The 16,251-nt window shown below is 67.3% G+C and carries 19 protein-coding genes; 4 read left to right on the top strand and 15 right to left on the bottom strand.

What is annotated here, in order from left to right; translation table 11 throughout:
- The 4 genes from fliR to fliO are packed head-to-tail and all read right to left on the bottom strand — an operon-like array spanning nt 1 to nt 2,248.
- On the bottom strand, nt 1-783 hold the full coding sequence (fliR, locus tag QQK25_RS10725; RefSeq protein ID WP_284187913.1) for a flagellar biosynthetic protein FliR: 783 nt from the start codon (nt 781-783) through the stop codon (nt 1-3).
- A 4-nt stretch (nt 784-787) separates the two neighbouring features.
- Nucleotides 788-1,057, bottom strand: a complete 270-nt coding sequence (fliQ, locus tag QQK25_RS10720) for a flagellar biosynthesis protein FliQ (protein WP_153162450.1) — start codon at nt 1,055-1,057, stop codon at nt 788-790.
- A 19-nt stretch (nt 1,058-1,076) separates the two neighbouring features.
- Nucleotides 1,077-1,832 carry a flagellar type III secretion system pore protein FliP gene (fliP, locus tag QQK25_RS10715; protein ID WP_284187912.1) on the bottom strand — a complete coding sequence of 252 codons (756 nt, stop codon included), beginning with the start codon at nt 1,830-1,832 and terminating at the stop codon, nt 1,077-1,079.
- The gene (gene fliO, locus QQK25_RS10710) at nt 1,829-2,248 is read right to left on the bottom strand and encodes a flagellar biosynthetic protein FliO (protein ID WP_284187911.1); all 420 of its coding nucleotides are present in this window, start codon (nt 2,246-2,248) and stop codon (nt 1,829-1,831) included. Before fliO ends, fliP begins: the two co-directional genes overlap by 4 nt.
- Nucleotides 2,249-2,477: 229 nt before the next feature.
- Here fliO and QQK25_RS10705 point away from each other — a divergent pair, with 229 nt between their 5' ends.
- Nucleotides 2,478-2,681 (top strand): hypothetical protein, encoded by a 204-nt coding sequence (locus tag QQK25_RS10705; protein WP_284187910.1) that lies wholly within the window; start codon nt 2,478-2,480, stop codon nt 2,679-2,681.
- A gap of 75 nt (nt 2,682-2,756) precedes the next feature.
- On the opposite strand, the gene fliN is transcribed toward QQK25_RS10705, so the two are convergent.
- The 9 genes from fliN to fliF form a co-directional block, all read right to left on the bottom strand.
- Nucleotides 2,757-3,215 (bottom strand): flagellar motor switch protein FliN, encoded by a 459-nt coding sequence (gene fliN, locus QQK25_RS10700; protein ID WP_284187909.1) that lies wholly within the window; start codon nt 3,213-3,215, stop codon nt 2,757-2,759.
- Nucleotides 3,216-3,218: 3 nt separating this feature from the next.
- Complete coding sequence (gene fliM, locus QQK25_RS10695) at nt 3,219-4,217, bottom strand: flagellar motor switch protein FliM (protein ID WP_284187908.1); 999 nt, start codon at nt 4,215-4,217, stop codon at nt 3,219-3,221.
- Nucleotides 4,218-4,231: 14 nt separating this feature from the next.
- Nucleotides 4,232-4,801 carry a flagellar basal body-associated FliL family protein gene (locus QQK25_RS10690; RefSeq protein ID WP_153162445.1) on the bottom strand — a complete coding sequence of 190 codons (570 nt, stop codon included), beginning with the start codon at nt 4,799-4,801 and terminating at the stop codon, nt 4,232-4,234.
- Between the two features lie 93 nt (nt 4,802-4,894).
- A complete protein-coding gene (locus tag QQK25_RS10685) occupies nt 4,895-6,010 on the bottom strand; it encodes a flagellar hook-length control protein FliK (protein ID WP_284187907.1) in 1,116 nt (371 codons plus the stop codon).
- A 73-nt stretch (nt 6,011-6,083) separates the two neighbouring features.
- Entirely contained in the window at nt 6,084-6,533 is a 450-nt protein-coding gene (gene fliJ, locus QQK25_RS10680; RefSeq protein ID WP_153162443.1) for a flagellar export protein FliJ, read from the bottom strand.
- 93 nt (nt 6,534-6,626) lie between these two features.
- On the bottom strand, nt 6,627-8,030 hold the full coding sequence (gene fliI, locus QQK25_RS10675; protein WP_284187906.1) for a flagellar protein export ATPase FliI: 1,404 nt from the start codon (nt 8,028-8,030) through the stop codon (nt 6,627-6,629).
- Nucleotides 8,030-8,743 carry a flagellar assembly protein FliH gene (locus QQK25_RS10670; protein ID WP_284187905.1) on the bottom strand — a complete coding sequence of 238 codons (714 nt, stop codon included), beginning with the start codon at nt 8,741-8,743 and terminating at the stop codon, nt 8,030-8,032. The genes fliI and QQK25_RS10670 overlap by 1 nt, the downstream gene beginning before the upstream one ends.
- A 15-nt stretch (nt 8,744-8,758) precedes the next feature.
- The gene (fliG, locus tag QQK25_RS10665) at nt 8,759-9,760 is read right to left on the bottom strand and encodes a flagellar motor switch protein FliG (RefSeq protein WP_284187904.1); all 1,002 of its coding nucleotides are present in this window, start codon (nt 9,758-9,760) and stop codon (nt 8,759-8,761) included.
- Nucleotides 9,744-11,444 carry a flagellar basal-body MS-ring/collar protein FliF gene (gene fliF, locus QQK25_RS10660; protein WP_284187903.1) on the bottom strand — a complete coding sequence of 567 codons (1,701 nt, stop codon included), beginning with the start codon at nt 11,442-11,444 and terminating at the stop codon, nt 9,744-9,746. Before fliF ends, fliG begins: the two co-directional genes overlap by 17 nt.
- A gap of 154 nt (nt 11,445-11,598) precedes the next feature.
- On the opposite strand from fliF, the gene QQK25_RS10655 reads away from it, so the two are divergent.
- The 3 genes from QQK25_RS10655 to fliE all read left to right on the top strand — a co-directional run bounded on the left by QQK25_RS10655 (nt 11,599) and on the right by fliE (nt 14,531).
- Nucleotides 11,599-12,702, top strand: coding sequence for a sensor histidine kinase (locus QQK25_RS10655; RefSeq protein ID WP_284187902.1), 1,104 nt, complete (start codon nt 11,599-11,601; stop codon nt 12,700-12,702).
- Between the two features lie 43 nt (nt 12,703-12,745).
- On the top strand, nt 12,746-14,146 hold the full coding sequence (locus QQK25_RS10650; protein ID WP_284187901.1) for a sigma-54-dependent transcriptional regulator: 1,401 nt from the start codon (nt 12,746-12,748) through the stop codon (nt 14,144-14,146).
- A 64-nt stretch (nt 14,147-14,210) separates the two neighbouring features.
- Nucleotides 14,211-14,531 (top strand): flagellar hook-basal body complex protein FliE, encoded by a 321-nt coding sequence (fliE, locus tag QQK25_RS10645; protein ID WP_153162437.1) that lies wholly within the window; start codon nt 14,211-14,213, stop codon nt 14,529-14,531.
- 69 nt (nt 14,532-14,600) lie between these two features.
- Here fliE and QQK25_RS10640 read toward each other — a convergent pair whose 3' ends face one another.
- Both QQK25_RS10640 and phoU read right to left on the bottom strand, forming a co-directional pair.
- Nucleotides 14,601-15,365: a flagellar brake protein gene (locus QQK25_RS10640; RefSeq protein ID WP_284187900.1), complete on the bottom strand. Its 765-nt coding sequence runs from the start codon at nt 15,363-15,365 to the stop codon at nt 14,601-14,603.
- Nucleotides 15,366-15,526: 161 nt separating this feature from the next.
- Nucleotides 15,527-16,225, bottom strand: coding sequence for a phosphate signaling complex protein PhoU (gene phoU, locus QQK25_RS10635; RefSeq protein ID WP_153162435.1), 699 nt, complete (start codon nt 16,223-16,225; stop codon nt 15,527-15,529).
- Nucleotides 16,226-16,251 lie beyond the last annotated feature (26 nt).

Genomic DNA, 16,251 nt, shown 5'->3' with positions numbered 1-16,251 from the left:
TCAGCGCAGGGCGCGGACCAGGTCGGCCATGGTTCCGAAGCCGACGTCGTAGAAGTGCTGGAGCAGCGGGGCCAGGTGGTTGAGGGCCAGGATCAGCACGCCGAAACCCACCGTCAGGGTGATCGGGAAGCCGATGGCGAACAGGTTGAGCTGCGGCGCGGCGCGGGTCAGGATGCCCAGCGCGATGTTGGTGATGAGCAGCGCGGTGACGATCGGCAGGGCCATCAGCAGGCCGGCCGAGAACACCGTGGCGCCAAAGCGCGCCAGCAGCAGCCAGCCGCCCTTGTGGGGCGGGGTGGCGCTGATCGGCATCCACTCGAAGCTGTGGGCGAGGGCGTCGACCAACAGCAGGTGGCCATTGAGGGCGAGGAAGATGAGCGTGGCCATGAGGATCAGGAACTCGCCGACGACCCCGGTCTGGCCACCGGCCACGGGGTCGAAGAAGGTGGCGAAGGACAGGCCCATCTGCAGGCTGACGATCTCGCCCATCACGTCGAGGGAGGCGAACACGACCCGCAGCACGAGGCCCATCGCCACGCCGGTCATGGTTTCGATCGCAATGATGAGCAGGCCGTCCCACGAGCCGAGGGAGATCGTCGGGGGCGGCGGCAGGGCCGGGACGATGCCGATGGTGATCGCCAGCCCCACCATCAGCTTGATCCGCCGCGGGATGCCGTTGTTGGAGAACACCGGCGCCATCCCCACCAGCCCGAGGATGCGGGCGAGCGGGAAGGCGAGCATCGCAAGCCAGGCGTCGAGCTGGGCGCTGGTGACCGACAGCATCGGGCTACCCGATCATCGCGGGGATGTTCTCGAACAGGCGGCGGATGAAGTCGGTCATCATCGTGATCATCCACGGCCCGGCCACCACCAGGGTGATGAAGGTGGCGATGAGCTTGGGCACGAAGGACAGGGTCTGTTCGTTGATCTGGGTGGCGGCCTGGAAGATCGACACCACCAGACCGGTGACCAGCGCGGCGATGAACAGCGGCGCGGAGACCAGCAGGGTGAGTTCGAGGGCCTGGCGGCCGAGGTCGATGACGGTGGTGGGAGTCATGGCGGGTTCCTTCCGGCGGCTATCCGAAGCTCTGCACCAGCGAGCCGATCAGCAGGTTCCAGCCATCCACCAGCACGAAGAGCATGATCTTGAACGGCAGCGCAACGATGGCCGGGCTCATCATCATCATCCCCATCGACATCAGCACCGAGGCGACCACCATGTCGATGATCAGGAAGGGGATGAACACGATGAAGCCGATCTGGAAGGCGGTCTTGAGCTCGGAGGTGACGAAGGCGGGGATCACCACCCGCATCGGCAGCTCCTCGGCCTTCTCGACCCGCGGCGTCTTGGCGAGCTTGGAGAAGAGGTTGAGGTCGGGCTCGCGGATCTGCTTGAGCATGAAGGCCTTGACCGGCACGGTGGCCCGGTCGAGGGCTTCGTTGAAGGTGATGCGGTTTTCGGAAAGCGGCTGCCAGGCCTCGGTGTAAACCTTGTCGGCCACCGGCGCCATGATGAAGAAGGTGAGGAACAGCGACAGGCCGACGATCACCTGGTTGGGGGGCGAGGTCTGGGTGCCCATCGCGTGGCGCAGCAGCGACATCACGATGATGATCCGGGTGAAGCTGGTCATCATCAGCACGATGGCCGGCAGGAAGCTCAGGGAGGTGAGCAGCAGCAGGGTCTGCACCGACAGGCTGTACTGGGTGCCGCCACCGCCGGCGGGTGCGGTGGTGAGGGCCGGCATGGCCTGGGCGAGCGCCGGCAGGGGCAGCGCCAGCAGCAGGGGCGGGATGAGCGGCGCCAGACGGCGCAGGGCGGAGAGGGCTTTCATCGGGGGCGACGCTCCAGCGTCTGTTTGAGCCAGGTCTGGAAATCCGCGCCACCGGCGGCGGGCGACGGTGTGTCGCCGGGGGCGGTGGGCAGGTCGATGGCGTCGAGGGTGTGCAGCGCGGTGATCCGGCCGGGTGAGACGCCCAGCACCAGCACCTTGTCGGCCACTTCCACCAGCACCACGCGCTCCCGCGGGCCGACCGAGGTGGCGCCGCGCACCTTCAGCAGCCCGCCCTTGCCGCCCTGACCGGCGCCGAGGCGCTTGAGCAGGTGCAGGCTGCCGATCAGCAAACCGATGATGAGGGCGAGGCCCAGCAGCATCTGCACGACGCTGCCCGTCACGTCGGCGCTGCCGTCGGCAGGCAGGACGGGGCCGGATAAGAGCAGCAGGCCGGCAGGGGGCAGTAAGTGGCGCATGGCGATTGGGGGAGGAATCCGGGGCATTCCGGGGGGAGCCTGGAGGGGAGAATAGCCCCGGCCCGCGGCGTGGCATGGGCCGATTAGGCGGGCAAAACGGCACTTTTTCATGCTTTCGGCTTTTGCCTGCTGAACTGCGCCGGGCGCCTATACTCAAACGGCACGGAGCGCCCGATTCTTGCCGGGCCGCTCGGGAAGACGGCAGACCCAACAGAGTGGAGGTGCGATCATGTTGCTGTGGCATCGTGACAGCCAGCTCGCGGCTGGCGTGACGGACGGAGGGGCGCCGGGTGCGGCGTCGTCCGGTTACGAGGAGAAGCGTCAGCGAGCCCTCAAGATTCTCGGCGAGCGCTGGCTGCTCCATCGGGCCAATGCACCCGACCGCCGCCCGGCGAGTTCGGTGCTGATGAGGGGGCGGACCGGGGTGGTGTGACGTCCGCCAGATCGTGAATGCAGTTCGGCCCCGCGGTGTTGCGCCGCGGGGCCGAAAGCTTTTGTGGGGCGGGGATCAGGAGCGCAGTTTGCGGATGCGCTCGGCGGGCGTGATGATGTCGGTGAGGCGGATGCCGAACTTGTCATTCACGACCACCACCTCGCCCTGGGCGATCAGGGTGCCATTGACGAGCACGTCCATCGGTTCGCCGGCAAGGCCATCGAGCTCGACCACCGAGCCGTGGGCCAGTTGCAGCAGGTTGCGGATGGCGATCTTGGTGCGTCCCAGCTCCACGGTGAGCTGCACCGGGATGTCCAGGATCATGTCGTAGTCGTTGATCGAGCCGCTCTTGGCGCCGGCCTGGCCGAAGTCCGGGAAGAGCTGGCTGGCGGGCTTGGCCTGGAAGGGGGATTCATCGCCGAGGGCAGGCTCTGCCGGGTCGGTGAGGCCCTCGGCGGCGGCCTGCTCCTGCATCGCAGCGGCCCAGTCGTCGTCGCTGATCTGGTTGTCGTCGGGGGTATCGGTTTCTGACATGGCTCACTCCTGGCTGGGGGCCGGGGTTTCTTCTTCCTGGGCGAGGAAGCGTTCGATCTTCAGCGCGTACTGGCCGCGCTGCACGCCGTAGCGGCATTCCATGAAGGGGATGCCGTCCACTTCAGCCTGGATGGTTTCGGGGATGTTGAGGGGGATCACGTCGCCGGGCTTCATGTTGACGATGTCCCCCAGGGTGACCTTGGCGTAGCCCAGCCGGGCCGCCAGCGTGACTTCGGCGCTCTGCAGCTGCTTGCCCATCATGCTCACCCAGCGGTTGTCCTGGGTGATGTGGTCGCTCTGCATCGTCGAGTAGAGCGTCTCGCGGATGGGCTCGAGCATCGAATACGGGAAGCAGAAGTGCATCTCGGCCTGGGCGCCGCCGAATTCCAGCGTGAACGACGCCGCCACCACCACTTCGGAGGGCGTGGCGATGTTGGCGAACTGGGGGTTCATCTCCGAGCGCACGTATTCGAACTCGAGCTTCTGTACCGGCGCCCAGGCCTTGGCGTATTCCTCGAAGGTGACCTTCAGCAGGCCCTGGATGATGCGCTGCTCGGTGAGGGTGAAGTCGCGGCCTTCGACGCGGGTGTGGAAGCGCCCGTCGCCGCCGAAGAGGTTATCCACCACCAGGAACACCAGGTTCGGGTCGAGCACGATCAGGGCGGTGCCCCGCAGCGGCTTGGAGGTGAACAGGTTGAGGTTGGTGGGCACCACCAGATTGCGGACGAACTCGCTGAACTTCTGCACCTTGATCGGGCCGACCGAGACCTCGACGTTGCGGTGCATGTAGTTGAACAGCCCGATCCGCAGGTAGCGGGCGAAGCGCTCGTTGATGAGCTCCATCGTGGGCATGCGCCCACGGACGATGCGTTCCTGCGTGGCGAGGTTGTACGGTCTTATCCCGTCTCCGCCCTCTTCGCCGGCGTCCTGCTCGTCGGACTCCCCGGTGACGCCCTTGAGCAGGGCATCAACCTCTTCCTGGGAGAGAAAGTCCTGAGCCATGGTGGTTTTTCCGCTTACTGCACGATGAACTGGTTGAACAGCACGGCCAGCACGGGGCCGTCATCCTCGGGGCGGCTGCGCTTGTTCTTCTTCTTGGGGTTGGGCGCGTAGCCCAGCACGTCGTTGGCCTCTTCCTTCACCTCGTCGGCGAGCTCCTCGCGGCCTTCGGTGGTGGCGAGGTCGGACGGCTTCTTGGACGACAGCAGCATGATGACCCGGTGCTTCAGCTCGGGCATGTAGAGCTTGAGCGAATCGCCCACCTTGGCGTCGGACACCCGCAGCACCATCGTGGCCTGCAGGAAGTGGTCGCCCTCTTCGGGGGACAGGTTGACCGTGAACTGCTCGAGCTGCACGAAGACCGGCGGCTTGGACGGGTCCACCTTCACCTTCGGCGGCTCGTGGGACACCGGTTCTTCCTCTTCCTCGCCCTCGGCGTGCTTCTTCTTGCCCAGCAGCATGAAGGCAGCGCCGCCCGCGATCGCCAGGATCAGGACAGCGACGATGATGATGATGAGCTTCTTCTTGCCCCCCTTGGCAGGGGCTTCGCCCTCGGCGGCTTCGGCTTTGGCCGGTGCTTTCGACATGCTGGATTTCTCCTTATCTCAATGCATTGTTATCCATCACGTCCGCCCGGCAAGCCTCGAATAGGGGCCAAAGCCCCCGTCATTTGTGGCGATTCAGGCGAACGTATCCACCAATCCTTCTGCGCGCCGCAGCCAGGGGCTGGCCGCGGCGGTGCTGACGCCGATCTCGTTGGTGCCGCGCGAGGGGTTGAACTGCCCGCCGCGCCGGCCTTCGCCGGAGCCGCCGGGCTGGCCGGAGGTGCCCACGTCGGTCTGGCCCAGGTTGATGCCGCTCTGCTCCAGCACCTCGCGCAGGCGGGGCAGGCTCTGCTCGATCAGGTCGCGGGCGGCCGGCGTGGCGGCGACGATCTGCGCGGTGGTCTGGTCGCCGCTGATGGTGATCGACACCTCCACCTTGCCCAGCTGGGGCGGGGTGAGGGTGAGTTCGGCGTGGCTTTCCGACTGGCCGACCATCCAGCTCACCCGGTTGCCCACTTCCTCGGGCCAGCCGGGGGCGCCGGCCGGCGTGGCGACGTGCAGAGGCACCGGGCTCGCGACCGGCTGGGCGCTTTCGCCCCGCAGGTTGGCAAGGGCCGCCGCGTGGATCGCCGCGAAGTTGTTGGTCGGGGCGGCGGCCACGTCAGCGCCGGTTTCGGTCTCGTGGCGGCTGCTGGCGATGGCGAGGCCGCCAGCGAGGTCGGCCGGCGGTGTCTTGGGGGCGGGGGTGGCATCCGGACCGGCAGGTGCGGCATGGTGGCCGGCAAGATTTGCCGCATCGGCCGCCAGATCGGTCAGCCCTTGGCTGGGCTTGCCGGCCTCGCCGCCATCGACGCTGAGGCCCGCGGTGGTGTCGATGGCGCCCTTGGCGGAGTCCGGTGTGACGCCGGTGGTGGTGCGGGGCAACGGCGTCGGGATGGCGTTGGCTGCGGCAGCGGCGCCGGCCAGCAGCGCGGAGAGGTCGGCCGGCGCAGTGGGCGCCTGGGCCTGGGCTGCGTCTTCGGTGGGCTTGGCGGCTTCGTCGCTCACGGCGGCGGCCTTGGCGTCGCTGGATGCGGCCTCGTCGGGGCTGGATTCGCCGCGCATCTGGCGTTTCAGTTCGGAGGCGAAACCCTGCTCGGGCGCTTCCGTCTTTCCGGTGTCGGCGGACGCGTCGGGGCGCGTGCCGGTGGCGGATTTGACGGAGGCGACGGGCGCAGTGTTGGCGATCGGGTTCAGGGCCGGTCCGGGCATGATGTTGAGTCCTGGTGAGGATGCTGACCCACGTTACCCAGCAAGCCACGTGCCAGGGCGGCGCCCGGGCGGATCACTCCTCTTCGGGGCGATCGCGGAATTGCTTGGCGGCGTGTTCGTCGGTGAGCCGCTGTTCCTGCTTGGCTTCCTTGCGGGCCTGCTCGCTCTGGTGGCGGTGCGACAGGGTGTCGAAGGCCTTCACCTTGTTGCGCTGATCCACCCAGGCCTGCTGGCCCTGCTCGGTGCGCTGCCTGGAGTCGGAGACAAGGCGCTGCTGCTGGGCGATCGCGTCATCGAGCTTGCCGAGGAAGGCGCTGAAGTTGCGCCAGGCGTCGGGGCCGATGCCGTTGCGGGCCGCTTCCACGAAGCGGGCCTGGTATTCCTTGCGATAGTCCACCAGCAGGGCGAGCTTTTCCTCCACGGCGTGTTCGCTCGCAATGAGCTCGCCGAGCTTGCGCGCGGCGTCGTCCATGCGGCTGTTCGCCAGATCCAGCAGGGTTTGCAGCGGGAACCGCTCAGTCATCTTCACGTTCCTTCGGCGTTATCGGGCAGGGGACGGGAATCTTTAGGGGCGGGGTGACATCACCTTTCGGGCGCCGGGGGGTGTGAAAGCTGCTCATGGCGTGGCTCCGAAAAGGGCGTGCAGCTTTTCAACAGCGGATTCGTAGGGTTCGCACTCTTCGATGCGTTGCTGCAGGAAGGCTTCGAGCCGCGGGTACATGGCCACGGCCTGGTCGAGCACCGGGTCGGAGCCGGCGTGGTAGGCGCCCACGGCGATCAGGTCGCGGGAGCGCTGGTAGCGGGAGAACAGCTGCTTGAAGCGCCGCACCATGTCGAAGTGCTGGCTCTTGACGAGGTTGTGCATGGCCCGGGAGATCGACTGCTCGATGTCGATGGCCGGGTAGTGGCCTTGGTCCGCCAGATTGCGCGACAGCACGATGTGGCCGTCGAGGATCGCCCGGGCCGAGTCGGCGATCGGATCCTGCTGGTCGTCGCCTTCGGCTAGCACGGTGTAGAAGGCGGTGATCGAGCCGCCGCCTTCCGGCCCGTTGCCGGCCCGCTCGACGAGCGCCGGCAGGCGGGCGAATACCGATGGCGGGTAGCCGCGGGTGACCGGCGGTTCGCCAATGGCGAGCGCAATCTCGCGCTGGGCCATGGCATAGCGGGTGAGGGAATCCATGATCAGCAGCACTTGCTTGCCCTGGTCGCGGAAGTACTCGGCCACCGTGGTGGCGTAGGAAGCGCCTTGCAGGCGCATCAGCGGGCTGCAGTCGGCCGGGGCGGCGATCACCGCCGAGCGGGCCAGGCCTTCGGGGCCCAGGTTGTGCTCGATGAATTCCTTCACTTCGCGGCCCCGCTCGCCGATCAGCCCGACGACGATCACGTCGGCGGCGGTGTAGCGGGCCATCATGCCAATGAGCACCGATTTACCCACGCCGGAGCCGGCAAACAGGCCCATCCGCTGGCCGCGACCGACGGTGAGCAGGCCGTTGATGGCGCGGATGCCCACGTCCAGCGACTGGCTGATGGGCGCCCGCTGCAGCGGGTTGATCGGCCGCGCCTGGAGCGAGCGGCTGTGCCGCATCGCCAGCGGGCCGAGGCCCTCCAGCGGGCGGCCGGCGCCGTCGACCACGCGGCCGAGGAGCTCGTCGCCCATGGGCAGGTGCTTGGCCCGGTCGGAGGCGCGGCGGCGCGGTTCGATGCGCTCGCCGGCGATGAGCGGCGGCTGGGTTGGCTCAACCGGCAGCACCTGGGCGCCGGGGGCCAGGCCGAACACGTCGTCGGTGGGCATCAGGAAGATTTTTTCACCGTGGAAGCCCACCACTTCGGCCTCCACCGAGGCGCCACCCGGGATCACGATGCGGCAGCCCGAGCCCAGCGGCAGCTTGAGCCCGGAGGCTTCCATCACCAGCCCGTTGATGCGGGTGAGGCGGCCGGACAGCTGATAGGGGGCGGTGGCGCCCACCAGCTTGCGGCTGTCGGCGAGGTAGGCGCGCCAGGTTTCGGTGCCGTGGTCCATCAGCTGCCGTCCCCATCCCACAGGACATTGCGGCCGAGGTTGTCCATGATGCGGCGCCAGCGGGTCTGCAGGGTGGCGTCGATCTGGCTGCCGGCGGCTTCGATGCGCGCGCCGCCACGGGCGATGCTGGCGTCTTCCACCAGCCGGTGGCCGCCGTGGGTGAGCTGCTCGCCCAGGTAGTCGCGGACCATCGCCAGGTCTTCGGGGTTGAGATGCACCATGGCGTGGGCCTGGGGCAGTTGCAGCAGGGCCTCGCGGATCAGTTCGGCGACGGATTCCGGGTTGTGGGCGAGGCTGTGGCGCACCATCTGGCGGGCCACCTCGATGGCGACGGCGAGGATCTCGTCGGCCACTTCCTGGTCGAGGCTGGTCATGGCGTTCTCGAGGCTCTGCACCAGGCCGTGGAGCTGCATCGCCTCCATCCGCCCGCGGGCCGTGGCCTCCTCGTAGCCGGCGTCGTAGCCTTCCTTGCGGGCTTCCTCGTGGATGCGCTCGATCTCGTCGGCTGTGGGCAGGTGGATGTGCGGCTCGGGGATCGGAATCTCGGGCTCGAGCTCGACCGGCGCCTCGAACACGGGTTCGGGGGGCGGCGGTTCGGGCTCGGGGTCGGCGGCGAGGGCAGGGGCGTCGTCGACGGGCGCCGGCATCAGCGGCTCGTCGAAGGACGGCAGTTGCCAGCGCCGGTAGGCGCCGGATGCCTGGGTCGGGCTCATTGCAGCGCTCCGCCTTTACACGAAGGCATCGTCGCCGCCTCCGCTGGACAGCGCGATCTGGCCTTCCTCGGCCAGACGGCGGGCCGTCTTGAGGATTTCCTTCTGCTCGGCCTCGACCTCGGACAGGCGCACCGGGCCGCGGGATTCGAGATCCTCGCGGAGCATCTCGGCGGCGCGCTGGGACATGTTCTTGAAGATCTTCTCGCGCATTTCGGGCGGCGCGCCCTTGAGGGCGATGACCAGCGAGTCGCTCTGCACTTCGCGCAGCAGGGTCTGGATGCCGCGGTCGTCGAGGTCCATGAGGTTCTCGAACACGAACATCTCGTCGAGGATCTTCTGGGCGAGGTCCGGGTCGTATTCGCGCACGTTGTCGAGGATCGCCGTCTCGGCGGCCGAGCCGACGAAGTTGAGGATGTCCGCCGCGTGGCGCACGCCGCCCATGGCGGTCTTCTTGACCGTCGTGGCGCCGGCCAGCATGCGGGTGAGGGCTTCGTTCAACTCGCGCAGGGCCACCGGCTGCACGCCGTCGAGGGTGGCGATGCGCAGCAGCACGTCGTTGCGCAGGCGGTCGGTGAAGTGCTTGAGGATCTCGCCGGCCTGGTCGAACTCCAGGTGCACCAGGATCGTGGCGATGATCTGCGGGTGTTCGTTCTTGATGAGATCGGCGGCGGTGGCGGCGTCCATCCACTTCAGGCTTTCGATGCCGGCGGTGTCGGAGCCCTGCAGCACGCGGCCGATCAGGTGGTTGGCACGTTCGTCGCCGAGGGCCTTGGTGAGCATGGCCTTGATGTGCTCGTGGTCGGCCTCGATGGGCGAGCCCTTCTCGGAGAAGACGATCAGCTCGTCGAGGATGCCCTCGACCCGCTCCCGGGGCTGGGCCGTCATGCCCGCCATCGACGCGCCCAGTTTCTGGACTTCCTTCGGGCCGAGCAGCTTCAGCACTTCGGCCGCCTCGTCGGCGCCGAGCGTCAGCAGGAGCAGGGCGCTCTTTTCCAGCCCTTCATCGTTGCTGCTCATTGCTTCCCATCCATTCCTTGATCAGGTTGGCGACCATCCGCGGGTTGTCCTTGGCCAGGGCCAGGGCCTTGGCGAGTTTCTCCTCGTAGGCGAGGCGCGCGGCGGCTTCGGGCGACAGGGCTACTTCGGCACCTTCCTCTTCACCTTCCTCGCCCTCTTCGCCTTCCTCGCCAGCGGCAGCGGCCTCGGCCGCGGCTTCTTCTTCCTTGGTTTCCGGTTGCGGCATGACCTGCTTCAGGAGCGGGCGGATCACGCCGAAGGCCACGAAGGCGATCACCCCGGCAATGACCAGATACTTGATGAGCTCCTTGAACAGCGCGACGTTGTCCGGGTCCTTCCAGATCGGCGTCTCGAGCTGATCCTTGTCGGAGGCCACGAAGGGGCTGCTGGCCACGCTGATGGTGTCGCCGCGGTCCTTGCTGTAGCCCACCGCGTCGCGCACCAGATCCTCGACGCGCTTGCGCTCTTCATCCGTGAGCGGAACCGGCTTGGCGACGCCGTTCTTGTCCTTCTCTTCCTTCTGGTTGAGGGCCACCGCCACCGACAGCCGGCGGATCTGGCCCAGCGCCTTGCGGGTGTGCTGGATGGTCTTGTCCACCTCGTAGTTGATGGTCGCGCTCTTGGTGGTGCTGAGGGGCGGCTGCTGGTTCGGGCCGGCAGCACCGCCGACCGGCGGGGTGGTGAGCGGGGCGGTGGCCGGCACCGGCGGCTGGTTGGTGAGCGCGCCCGGCACGCCCTGGGCGGCCTGTTCGCGGGTGGTGCTCTCGTTGCTCTGCTGGCTGCGGATCGCCTGCTCGGGCGACGGGTTGGGGCGATAGGTCTCGGCGGTCTGCTCGGTGACGTTGAAATCCACGTCGGCCGACACCTGGGCGCGGAAGTTGCCCTTGCCGAACAGCGGCGTGAGGATGGCGTTGATGCGCTCGATGTAGCCCTCCTCCAGCTCGCGGGTGTATTTGATCTGGGTGGCGTCGAGGTTGGTGCGCAGCGGGTCCGGCTTCTTGGTGAGCAGGGTGCCGTCCTGGTCGATCACGCTCACGTTTTCGTTGGTGAGCTGGGGCACGCTGGACGCGATGAGGTGCACGATGCCGGCGATCTGGCCGGGGTCGAGGGCGCGGCCGGTGTGCAGGTTCACCATCACCGAGGCGGTGGGCTTCTGCTCGTCACGCAGGAAGGCGGTCTGCTTGGGGATAGCCAGATGTACCCGGGCGCCGGCCACGCTGGCGATCGCCGAGATGGTGCGCGACAGCTCGCCTTCGAGGGCGCGCTGGTAATTGACCTGCTCGTGAAACTGCGACAGCCCGAGCTTCTGGTTCTCCATCAGCTCGAAGCCCACCAGCCCGCCCTTGGGAATGCCCTGGGCGGCGAGGCGCAGGCGCAGGTCGTGCACGTTGGCGGCGGGGACGAGGATCGCGTTGCCGTTGTCGGAGAACTTGTAGGGGATGTTCTGCTGCTGGAGGCTGGCCACGACGGCGCCTCCGTCCTTCTCGGCGAGGTTGGAGAACAGCACGGCGTAGTCCGGCTGCCGGCTCCACAGGAGCACGCCGACGACCAGCGCAATGGCGAAGGCCAAAGCGGCGCCCGCGGCGAGCTTCTGGCGCTGCGACAGATTGCGGATGTTCTCCAGCACCTGAGTGAACGGTGAGGCGGGCGGCGGTGGAGCGACGGCGGCGTCTTCTGCTGCCATGGAAACATTCCCCTCTTACGGATGCTCGCATTCTCGGCGAGGCGCAATCCGATCAAGGGCAGGATTAGCAGCAGTTTTTGCCGCCTATTTGCCGCCTTGGCTTGCCGCCGACGGGCCTAAGCTGCGAACCGGTGAATTTCGCCCCGTGCCCTTCATGAACCTGCCCGCCACCGAAGACCGTCTCGACGCCCGCCAGCTGGCTGAAGCCTTTCGCCAGTTCAGCGAGGCGTCGGAGGCCCTGACCGGTGCCTACGCCGGCCTGCAGACGCAGGTTGGTCAGCTGACCGAACGTCTCAGCGTGCTGATGGGCGCGCTGCCGGCGGGCGTCGTCGTGCTCGACCGGGACGGCCGCGTGGTTCAGGCCAACCGGGCCGTCGAGGCGATGTTCGAGGCGCCGCTGGCCGGCGTGGATTGGGCGGCGTTTTCTGCCGCCCGCCTGGCGCCCACCGAAACCCCGGGCGAATGGCAGCTCGGATCGGGCGCCGAAACCCGTCGCCTCACCCGCGACGACGCCGCGCTCGAATCCGGCGACGGCCACATCGTGCTGCTGACCGACGTGACCGACGCCCACCGCATGCGCCTCGCTGCCGAACGCAACGAGCGCCTCGCCGCGATGGGCGAGATGGTCGCCGGGCTGGCCCACCAGTTGCGCACGCCGCTGTCGGCCGCGCTGCTCTACACCGCCAACCTGGTGCAGCAGGAAATGGGCCCCGCCGACCGGGAGCGCATCGGCAACCGGGCGATGGAGCGCCTGCGCCATCTCGAAAAGCTGATCCGCGACATGCTGCTGTTTGCCCGTGGCGAAACCCTCGGCCGCGAGCCCTTCGGCATCTGCGATCTGGTGGCCGAGCTCACCCACACCCTCGAGCCCCTGGCCCGCGCCAAGGGGCTGACCCTCGAATCCGCCTGCGCCTGCGGCGACACCCAGGTGGTGGGCGACCGCAAGGCCATCGCCGGCGCCCTCACCAACCTGCTCGAGAACGCCGTCCAGGCGCTGGATGCCGGCGGCGTGATCCGCTTCGAGGCCCGGCTGGACGGCGCGCTTACCCGCTTTACGGTGGCCGACAACGGCCGCGGCATTGATCCGGCACTACAGTCGCGGCTCTTCGAGCCGTTCTTTACCACCCGGCCCGACGGAACAGGATTGGGCCTGGCGATCGCGCGGGGCGTGGCCCGGGCCCACGGGGGAGACATCGGCATCGATTCCGAACCCGGTCGTGGCACGGTTTTTTCGCTGACCCTCGCCATGGGCGGCTGACGCCCGGCTCGCCCAGTTGCACCCCGCTTTAGAGAGACGTCCCATGCCCGAAGCCCTCAACATCCTGGTAGTCGAAGACGATGCGCCCCTGCGCGACGCCGTGTGCCTGACCCTCGAGGTCGCCGGCCACGCGGTGACCGGCGTCGGCGACGGCCCGGCGGCCCTGTCCGAGGTGGAAAAGCAGGCCTTCAACCTGGTGTTGTCAGACCTGAAGATGCAGCCGATGGACGGCCTGCAGCTGCTGGCCGAGCTGCGCCAGCGTCTGCCCCAGCTGCCGGTGCTGCTGATGACCGCCTTCGGCGATGTCGAGAAGGCCGTTGACGCCATGCGCGGCGGCGCCTGCGACTTCCTGATGAAGCCCTTCGAGCCCAAGGTGCTGCTCGAACACGTCGAGCGCTACGCCGTCACCCGGCGCGACGACGACATGATTGCCGCCGACCCCCACACCCGCAAGCTGCTGGCCCTGGCCGACAAGGTGGCCGAGACCGACGCCACGGTGCTCCTCAACGGCGAGTCGGGCACCGGCAAGGAAGTCTTTGCCCGCTACCTGCACGAACACTCCTCCCGCCGCAGCGGCCCCTTCGTGGCCATCAACTGCGCGGCGATCCCCGACACGCTCCTCGAAGCCACCCTGTTCGGCCACGAGAAGGGCGCCTTCACCGGCGCCGCCAGCAGCCAGGCTGGCAAGTTCGAGCAGGCCGAGGGCGGCACGCTGCTGCTGGACGAAATCTCCGAGATGCCCCTGGGCCTGCAGGCCAAGCTGCTGCGCGTGCTGCAGGAGCGCGAGGTGGAGCGGGTGGGCGGCAAGAAGGCGATTCCGCTCGACATCCGCGTGCTGGCCACCACCAACCGCGACATGAGCAAGGAAGTGGCCGCCGGCCGTTTCCGCGAGGATCTGTTCTACCGCCTCAACGTGTTCCCGCTGGCGATCCCGTCGCTGCGCGAGCGGCCCGGCGACATCGTGCCCCTCGCGCGGCATTTCGCGCTGCTGCATGGCGTGCGTCTCAAGCGCGTGGGGCGCCTGTCGCCCGAGGCCGAGGAGGTGCTCCTCACCTATCACTGGCCGGGCAACGTGCGTGAGCTGGAAAACACCGTCCAGCGGGCGCTGATCCTCAGCAGCGGTCAGGCCGTGTCGGGCGAGACAATCCGCCTGTGCCTGCCCCACTGGAACGGCGAGCCGGTGCGGATGGTGGTGCCGCCGCCGGCGACGATGCCGGCACCGTTTGCCGTGGAGCCGGCAATTTCTGCCGTCGATGCCGCTGCCGAAGCCCGCGAAGCCGCTCGCCCGGCCAACATGAAGGATCTGGAGCGGGAGCACATCCTGCAGGTGCTGAAAGAGGTCGGCGGGTCGCGAAAGCGAGCCGTGGCGCAGCTTGGCATCTCCGAGCGCACCCTCCGCTACAAGCTCCAGCAGTACCGCGAGGAAGGGCTTTTCAGCGGCTGATGCGCACCTTGTGCTCTGTGGCACGTCACTTGCTCTGCTATAGTCGAGTCAAAGGAGCAGGATCATGGATACCCGCGGAATCGATCAGATGTTGTCGGAGCTTCGCGCCACTTCGCAGGTGGCGTCGGGCAAGTCCGCCCAATCGGCCCAGGCCGCCGGCGAGACCGATTTCGGTCAGGTGCTTCAAACCGCCATCGACCAGGTGAGCTCCGCCCAGATGCAGGCCCAGGAAATGTCCAAGGGCTTCTCGGCGGGCGATCCGAACGTCAATCTGCAGGACGTGATGGTCAATCTGCAGAAGGCCAACCTGTCGTTCCAGCAGATGGTTCAGGTGCGCAACAAGCTCGTCACCGCCTATCAGGACATCATGAACATGTCGGTGTGACGGCAGTTCAGGGTTCAAAGACAAAAGCCGGCGAAAGCCGGCTTTTGTCTTTGTGCGTGAGCGCGGGACTCAACGGATGCGTTCGCGGGCGTTGCGCTCGCGTTCGGCCTTGAGGATGTAGCGCTGGATCGTCGAGGCCATGCTGGCGGGGAGGTCGGTGAACTCGCAGCCGGCGCGGAGCATGGTGCTGCCGTCCCGGTTGGTGATGCGGAAGATGTTGCGCACCCGCAGCGAGGTGACGATCGGGCCCGTCTCGGGGAGCATCAGGCGGCAGTCGGTCAGGATGGTTTCCGGCTCCAGGGTCGGCTCGTTCGGCGGCAGGAGGATCGCCAGCCCGCCGCTGCTGATGTCGAGCACGGTGGCCTCCATCGACACCATGCGCTTCTCGCCGCCGCTGCTCACGGGGATCAGGCAGCTGAGGCTGTGGGGGTTGCTGGCGATCAGCCGGTAGTACTCGCGGCGTTGCAGGCGCAGCAGCACCTCGGGGAGCGCGATGCGGAAGGCGGTGTGGCCTTCGTGGTTGATGCGCACGGGCCTGGTCGCGGCAAACTGGATCTTGATCTTGTCGAGCTGGGTGACGCAGATCAGCTGCTCGGTACCATCCACGCGGTCGTTGATCACGTCGCTGCTGGCGGCGTCGAGGATCAGCGTGTCGTTGTCCGGATTGACGTCCAGAATGGCGGTGAGGAAGGAGTCGGCGCTGGCGTCGATGAAGGCACTGATCATCGCGCGCTTCTGCACGAGGCTGCGCAGGTTGTAGAGGATGTCGGTCTTTCCGCGGAGCAGGTAGCGGGAGTGTTCGTCGGCCTGCAGGAGTTCGAACTTGAGCGGCATGATGGCAGTGGCGTTCGGAGATCGGCTGAAACACCGATTCTAACAGTCGGGTGGATGACCCCGACGGTGGAGCAAGTCGCATGCCCGATGAAATCTGCGATACAAAATGAATCGGGGGACGGAAAACCGTCCCCCGACTGACTGACCGACGGCCAGATGGATCAGCGCGTGGCTTCCCGCTCGATTTCCTCGAGGCTGGTGTGGCGCACGTCGCGGCCCTTGACCATGTACACCACGTACTCGGCGATGTTCTTGGCGTGGTCGCCGATGCGCTCGACCGACTTGGCGACGAACATCAGCTCGATGGCCTGGGAGATCGTGCGCGGGTCTTCCATCATGTAGGTGATGAGCTGGCGCATGATGCCCTTGAACTCGGCATCCACCTCCTTGTCGTGGCGCACCACCTGGGCGGCGGCCACGGTGTCGAGGCGGGCGTAGGCGTCCAGCGCGGTGCGCAGCATGTCCACCACCGCGTCGGCGATGTGCCCGAGGCGGATCTGCGGCATGAAGGGCGAGCCGTTGCTGTGCAGCTGCTTGGCCGTCTTGGCGATCTTCTTCGCCTCGTCGCCGATGCGCTCAAGGTCGGTGATGGTCTTCTGGACGGTGCTCACCATGCGCAGGTCGACCGCGGTGGGCTGGCGCTTGGCAATGACCTGGTTGCAGGCTTCGTCCAGCTCGATCTCGAGCAGATTGACCCGGTTGTCGTTTTCGATGACCTGATCGATCAGCAGCGGATCGCCGTCGGAAAGCCCTTCCATCGCCTTCACGATCTGCAACTCGACCATCCCGCCCATCTGGAGAACCCGGTTGCGGATTCCTTCCAGTTCGGAATCGAACTTCTTGGAGGTGTGCTCGTTCATTGAAAATCCTAAGGCTGGTAAGCGCA

Origin of the sequence: Zoogloea oryzae (assembly GCF_030161255.1) — a bacterium.
Taxonomy (GTDB): Bacteria; Pseudomonadota; Gammaproteobacteria; order Burkholderiales; family Rhodocyclaceae; genus Zoogloea; species Zoogloea oryzae.
Note: the sequence above shows the minus strand (reverse complement) of the source record. Positions and strands in the feature narration are given on the sequence as shown.

Excerpts from the sequence above, each read along its gene's own strand:
- fliR (WP_284187913.1), bottom strand. The coding sequence starts at position 783 with ATGCTGTCGGTCACCAGCGCCCAGCTCGACGCCTGGCTTGCGATGCTC.
- fliQ (WP_153162450.1), bottom strand. The coding sequence starts at position 1,057 with ATGACTCCCACCACCGTCATCGACCTCGGCCGCCAGGCCCTCGAACTC.
- fliP (WP_284187912.1), bottom strand. The coding sequence starts at position 1,832 with ATGAAAGCCCTCTCCGCCCTGCGCCGTCTGGCGCCGCTCATCCCGCCC.
- fliO (WP_284187911.1), bottom strand. The coding sequence starts at position 2,248 with ATGCGCCACTTACTGCCCCCTGCCGGCCTGCTGCTCTTATCCGGCCCC.
- QQK25_RS10705 (WP_284187910.1), top strand. The coding sequence starts at position 2,478 with ATGTTGCTGTGGCATCGTGACAGCCAGCTCGCGGCTGGCGTGACGGAC.
- fliN (WP_284187909.1), bottom strand. The coding sequence starts at position 3,215 with ATGTCAGAAACCGATACCCCCGACGACAACCAGATCAGCGACGACGAC.
- fliM (WP_284187908.1), bottom strand. The coding sequence starts at position 4,217 with ATGGCTCAGGACTTTCTCTCCCAGGAAGAGGTTGATGCCCTGCTCAAG.
- QQK25_RS10690 (WP_153162445.1), bottom strand. The coding sequence starts at position 4,801 with ATGTCGAAAGCACCGGCCAAAGCCGAAGCCGCCGAGGGCGAAGCCCCT.
- QQK25_RS10685 (WP_284187907.1), bottom strand. The coding sequence starts at position 6,010 with ATGCCCGGACCGGCCCTGAACCCGATCGCCAACACTGCGCCCGTCGCC.
- fliJ (WP_153162443.1), bottom strand. The coding sequence starts at position 6,533 with ATGACTGAGCGGTTCCCGCTGCAAACCCTGCTGGATCTGGCGAACAGC.
- fliI (WP_284187906.1), bottom strand. The coding sequence starts at position 8,030 with ATGGACCACGGCACCGAAACCTGGCGCGCCTACCTCGCCGACAGCCGC.
- QQK25_RS10670 (WP_284187905.1), bottom strand. The coding sequence starts at position 8,743 with ATGAGCCCGACCCAGGCATCCGGCGCCTACCGGCGCTGGCAACTGCCG.
- fliG (WP_284187904.1), bottom strand. The coding sequence starts at position 9,760 with ATGAGCAGCAACGATGAAGGGCTGGAAAAGAGCGCCCTGCTCCTGCTG.
- fliF (WP_284187903.1), bottom strand. The coding sequence starts at position 11,444 with ATGGCAGCAGAAGACGCCGCCGTCGCTCCACCGCCGCCCGCCTCACCG.
- QQK25_RS10655 (WP_284187902.1), top strand. The coding sequence starts at position 11,599 with ATGAACCTGCCCGCCACCGAAGACCGTCTCGACGCCCGCCAGCTGGCT.
- QQK25_RS10650 (WP_284187901.1), top strand. The coding sequence starts at position 12,746 with ATGCCCGAAGCCCTCAACATCCTGGTAGTCGAAGACGATGCGCCCCTG.
- fliE (WP_153162437.1), top strand. The coding sequence starts at position 14,211 with ATGGATACCCGCGGAATCGATCAGATGTTGTCGGAGCTTCGCGCCACT.
- QQK25_RS10640 (WP_284187900.1), bottom strand. The coding sequence starts at position 15,365 with ATGCCGCTCAAGTTCGAACTCCTGCAGGCCGACGAACACTCCCGCTAC.
- phoU (WP_153162435.1), bottom strand. The coding sequence starts at position 16,225 with ATGAACGAGCACACCTCCAAGAAGTTCGATTCCGAACTGGAAGGAATC.